The 4,896-nt window shown below is 66.9% G+C and carries 3 protein-coding genes and 3 pseudogenes; all 6 read left to right on the top strand.

The genetic code is table 11. The features are described from left to right. Nucleotides 1-144: 144 nt before the first annotated feature. Nucleotides 145-304, top strand: a pseudogene (ccoS, locus tag AD428_RS29845) (cbb3-type cytochrome oxidase assembly protein CcoS). Nucleotides 305-442: 138 nt separating this feature from the next. After that, nucleotides 443-1,941, top strand: a pseudogene (gene ccoN, locus AD428_RS22815) (cytochrome-c oxidase, cbb3-type subunit I). A gap of 10 nt (nucleotides 1,942-1,951) precedes the next feature. Continuing rightward, the gene (gene ccoO / locus AD428_RS22810; RefSeq protein WP_053246681.1) at nucleotides 1,952-2,647 is read left to right on the top strand and encodes a cytochrome-c oxidase, cbb3-type subunit II; all 696 of its coding nucleotides are present in this window, start codon (nucleotides 1,952-1,954) and stop codon (nucleotides 2,645-2,647) included. Nucleotide 2,648: 1 nt separating this feature from the next. Continuing rightward, on the top strand, nucleotides 2,649-2,825 hold the full coding sequence (locus AD428_RS22805; RefSeq protein ID WP_053246680.1) for a cbb3-type cytochrome oxidase subunit 3: 177 nt from the start codon (nucleotides 2,649-2,651) through the stop codon (nucleotides 2,823-2,825). After that, nucleotides 2,822-3,765 (top strand): annotated as a pseudogene (gene ccoP, locus AD428_RS22800) (cytochrome-c oxidase, cbb3-type subunit III). Before AD428_RS22805 ends, ccoP begins: the two are co-directional and overlap by 4 nt. A gap of 64 nt (nucleotides 3,766-3,829) precedes the next feature. Then, nucleotides 3,830-4,896 (top strand): cytochrome c oxidase accessory protein CcoG (gene ccoG, locus AD428_RS22795; RefSeq protein ID WP_053246679.1); only part of this gene is annotated, 1,067 nt, incomplete at its 3' end.

Genomic DNA, 4,896 nt, shown 5'->3' with positions numbered 1-4,896 from the left:
GGGCTGGGGTCGCGCCCCTGGCTGGCGGCCATTACCATGCTGGTGTCTTCGCTGGGGCGTGGCCTGGCACTCCTGGCGCCTGTGCCGCCTCGACTGGACCGGGGCGGGGCCCGATGCGCCGGCCGGTGCGCAGGAAGCGGCTCCATGACCATTCTCTACCTGCTGCTGCCGCTTTCGCTGCTCTTCGTGCTGGCGCTCGGGGTGCGCTCTGGTGGGCGGTGTTCAACGGCCAGTACGACGACACCGATGCGGCGGTTCGGCCATCCTGCGCGACGACGACAGCGGAGCCGCCGGCCGCCGCTGAGCGCGGCGCGCGTGTGGCGTTGCGCGCGCACCGCGTTCCCCAATGCGCGTCCGCGCCCTTGATCCATATCAACGCGGCCGCCTGGGCAAACCCTCATCATCCGAACCTGGAGCTATCTGTTTCTTTAGGGGAAGGGTGATGAACGATTGCGCCGCAATCGCAAGCAAGGCCGACACCTTCAACTACAAGGTCGTGAGGCAATTCGCGCTCATGACGGTGGTGTGGGGCATTGTCGGCATGGCCGTGGGCGTACTGCTTGCCGCTCAGCTCATCTGGCCGCAGTTGAACTTCGATACCGCGTGGCTGAGCTACGGACGCCTGCGCCCGCTGCACACCAACGCGGTGATCTTCGCCTTCGGCGGCAGCGCGCTGTTCGCCACCTCGTACTACGTGGTGCAGCGCACCTGTCAGGCCCGTCTCTTCTGTGACCGGCTGGCCGCCTTCACCTTCTGGGGCTGGCAGGCGGTGATCGTGGCCGCCGCCATCACGCTGCCGCTGGGCATCACCAGCAGCAAGGAGTACGCCGAACTCGAATGGCCCATCGACATCCTGATCACGCTGGTCTGGGTGGCCTACGCCATCGTGTTCTTCGGCACCATCGTCAAGCGCCGCAGCAAGCACATCTACGTGGCCAACTGGTTCTTCGGCTCGTACATCCTCACCATCGCCATTCTCCACATCTTCAACAACATCGAGATGCCGGTGACGCTGTGGAAGTCGTACTCCGCCTATGCGGGCGTGCAGGACGCCATGGTGCAATGGTGGTACGGCCACAACGCGGTGGGCTTCTTCCTGACCACCAGCTTCCTGGGCATGATGTACTACTTCGTGCCTAAGCAGGCCGCCGCCCCATCTATTCGTACCGGCTGTCCATCGTCCACTTCTGGGCGCTGGCCTTCACCTACATGTGGGCCGGCCCGCACCACTTGCTCTACACCTCGCTGCCCGACTGGACGCAGTCGCTGGGCATGACGTTCTCGCTGATCCTGCTGGCGCCCTCGTGGGGCGGCATGATCAACGGCATCATGACGCTGCAGGGCGCCTGGCACAAGCTGCGCACCGACCCCATCCTGAAGTTCATGGTGACGGCGCTGTCGTTCTACGGCATGTCCACGTTCGAGGGCTCCATGATGTCCATCCGCACCGTGAACGCGCTGTCGCACTACACGGACTGGACCATCGGCCACGTGCATTCGGGCGCGCTGGGCTGGGTGGCCATGATTTCCTTCGGCTCGCTCTACTACCTCATTCCGCGCCTGTACGGCCGCGAGAAAATGTACAGCGTCAAGGCCGTGGAACTGCATTTCTGGATCGCCACCATCGGCGTGGTGCTCTACATCGCCTCCATGTGGATCGCCGGCGTGCAGCAGGGGCTGATGTGGCGCGACACGGCCGCCGATGGCACCCTGGTCTACAGCTTCGTCGAAGAGCTGAAGACGCGCGTGCCTTTCTACCTGATACGGCTGCTGGGCGGCACGCTCTTCCTGTCCGGCGTGTTCGTCATGGCCTGGAATGTGCTCAAGACCGTGGGCGGCGCCAAGGGCGTGGACCCGGCCATTCCGCAGGACGACCCGCAGGCCGGGCGCCGGCCGGCCCCGGCCGCCGCCGCGCCCGCCATCGAGCCCGCCACCGTTTGACGAGGACACCATGGCCAACAAGCAACACGGCTTCTTTTCCCACCAGACGCTCGAAAAGAACATCGGCTGGATGATCATCGCCAGCATTCTGGTGGTGTCTTTCGCGGGGCTGGTGCAGATCGTTCCGCTGTTCTTCCAGCACAGCACCACCCAGGCCATCGCGGGCGTGGAGCCCTACAGCCCGCTGCGGCTGATGGGCCGCGACATCTACATCCGCGAAGGCTGCGTGGGCTGTCATTCGCAGCAGGTCCGCATGCTGGCGGCCGAAGTGCACCGCTACGGACCGTACTCGGTGGCGGCGGAATCGGTATTCGACCATCCCTTCCTGTGGGGCTCCAAGCGCACCGGCCCCGATCTGGCGCGCCTGGGCGAGCGCTATTCCGACGAATGGCACCGCCTGCACCTGCGCGATCCGCGCATGGTGGTGCCCGAATCGAACATGCCGGCCTACCCGTGGCTGCAGAAGACGACGCTCACCGGCCAGAACGTCCAGGAGCGCATGCGCGCTCTGCGCAGGCTGGGCGTGCCGTACACCGATGAGGAAATCGCGGCCGCTCCCCGGGCCATCGAAGGCAAGACCGAAGAGGACGCCCTGGTGGCCTATCTGCAGGGGCTGGGCGTGGGCGTGCGCAAGGCGCGCCAGGCGGCGGCCGCGGACAAGGCCGCCCAGCCGGCCACGGCCGCGCAACCGGCGGCGGGAGGCTGACATGGCCTATCTGAGCGCGATCGTCACCGTCATTTCCATGGCGACTTTCTTCGGCATTGTCTGGTGGGCCTGCTCGCGCGGCCGCCAGGGCGCGAACCGCGAATCGGCGATGCTGCCCTTCGCCTTGCCCGACGAATTCGGGCCCGCACAACAACAGGATGGAGCGAATCGGTCATGAACGATTTCGTCAACGGCTTCTGGGGATATTTCATCGCCATCATCGCGGTGGGCGGCATCCTCTGGTGCCTCTGGCTGCTGTACACGCAGCGCCGCTGGCTGGGCACCCAGACCGTGTCCAGCGAAGTCGGCGACACCGGCCACGTCTGGGACGGCGACCTGACGGAGCTGAACCACCCCGTGCCGCGCTGGTGGACCTGGATGTACCTGCTGCTCTGTGTGTTCGCTCTGGGCTACCTGGCGCTCATGCCCGGCCTGGGCAGCTTCGGCGGCATGCTGGGCTTCACCACGGCGCGCGAGGTCGCCGGCAACCAGGCCCGGCTGGCCGAAGAGATCAAGCCCATTTACGCGCGCTATGCCGCCATGCCCATGCCCGAGGTCGCCGCCGACCCCGGCGCGCGCGAGATCGGCCAGCGCCTGTTCCTGAACAACTGTGCGCAGTGCCACGGCTCCGACGCGCAGGGTGGGCCGGGCTTTCCCAACCTGGCCGACAAGGACTGGCTGGGCGCCGGCACGCCCGAGTACATCCAGGCCACGATCACCCAGGGCCGCACCGGCATCATGCCGCCCTGGAAGGGCGCCATCGATCCGAAGGCGGCCGGCGACATCGCGCAGTACGTGCGCTCGCTGTCCGGGCTGGCGGCGGACCCGGTGCGCGTGTTCCGCGGCAAGCGCGACTTCGACACGTACTGCCGCTGGCCTGCCACGGCGTGGACGGCAAGGGCAACCGCGACCTGGGCGCGCCCAACCTGACCGACGCCACCTGGCTCTACGGCAGCTCGGAAGCCGCCATCGTGCGCACCATTCTGGAGGGCCGCGCCAACACCATGCCCGCGCATGAAACCATTCTGACCCCCGAGCAGATCCGCCTGCTGGCGGCCTGGGTCTGGGGTCTGTCCAACGCGGCGGGCGGTCAGGCGGGCGCGCAGGGGCAGCCGTAGCGGCGCACTACGCGGAAGGCCGATCGCCTTCCGCATTCATCGGGACAAAGCTCGGAGCAACACAATGAAAGACGGCGCAAGCGCGCAGATGGGCGGCCAGGAAGGGAGCGGTTCTCCTTCCTGGCGGCCGCACGTCCGCGCCGCGCGGCCCGGCGGCCAGAGCGTGGAAGAAGCGCTGGTCGACGTGCGTCGCAAGATCTACCCGCGGTCCGTCAGCGGCGTCTTCGCCCGCTGGCGCATCGCGTTCGTGTTCCTCACGCAGGTCATTTTCTACGGGCTGCCCTGGCTGCAATGGAACGGCCGCCAGGCCGTGCTGTTCGACCTGGGCGCGCGCAAGTTCTATCTGTTCGGGCTGGTGCTCTGGCCGCAGGACGTGGTCTACCTTGCGGTGCTGCTCGTGATATCGGCGCTGGCGCTCTTCCTGTTCACCGCGGTGGCGGGGCGGCTGTTCTGCGGCTATGCCTGTCCGCAGACCGTCTATACCGAAATCTTCATGTGGATCGAGCGCAAGGTCGAGGGTGACCGCGTGGCGCGCATCCGCCTGGACGAATCGCCCTGGACCTGGCGCAAGGCCCGGCTGAAGATCACCAAGCACGCGCTCTGGATTGCCGTGGCCTGGTGGACGGGCTCGACCTTCATCGGCTATTTCGCGCCCATCCGTGAGCTGGGCCACCAGCTTTTCACGCTGCAGCTCGGTCCCTGGCAGTGGTTCTGGATGCTGTTCTACGGCTTCGCCACCTGGGGCAACGCGGGCTTCATGCGCGAGTCGGTCTGCAAGTACATGTGCCCCTATGCGCGCTTCCAGAGCGTCATGGTGGACCCCGACACCTTCGTGGTCACCTACGACAAGCGGCGCGGCGAGCCGCGCGGAGGCCGTTCGCGCAAAGTGGATCACAAGTCGGCCGGCATGGGCGACTGCGTGGACTGCAGCCTCTGCGTGCAGGTCTGCCCGACCGGCATCGATATCCGCGACGGCCTGCAATACATGTGCATCGGCTGCGGCGCGTGCATCGACGCCTGTGCGCAGGTCATGGACAAGATGCACTATGAACCCGGCCTGATCCGCTACACCTCCGAGCGCGCGGTCGAAGAGGGGCTGTCGGCGCGCGGCGCGCGCGCGCGGCTGCTGCG

The sequence above is a fragment of the Achromobacter sp. DMS1 genome (assembly GCF_001270295.1).
Note: the sequence above shows the minus strand (reverse complement) of the source record. Positions and strands in the feature narration are given on the sequence as shown.

What these genes read in the sequence shown, in the direction of transcription:
- ccoO (WP_053246681.1), top strand. Translation starts at nt 1,952, where the DNA reads ATGGCCAACAAGCAACACGGCTTCTTTTCCCACCAGACGCTCGAAAAG.
- AD428_RS22805 (WP_053246680.1), top strand. Translation starts at nt 2,649, where the DNA reads ATGGCCTATCTGAGCGCGATCGTCACCGTCATTTCCATGGCGACTTTC.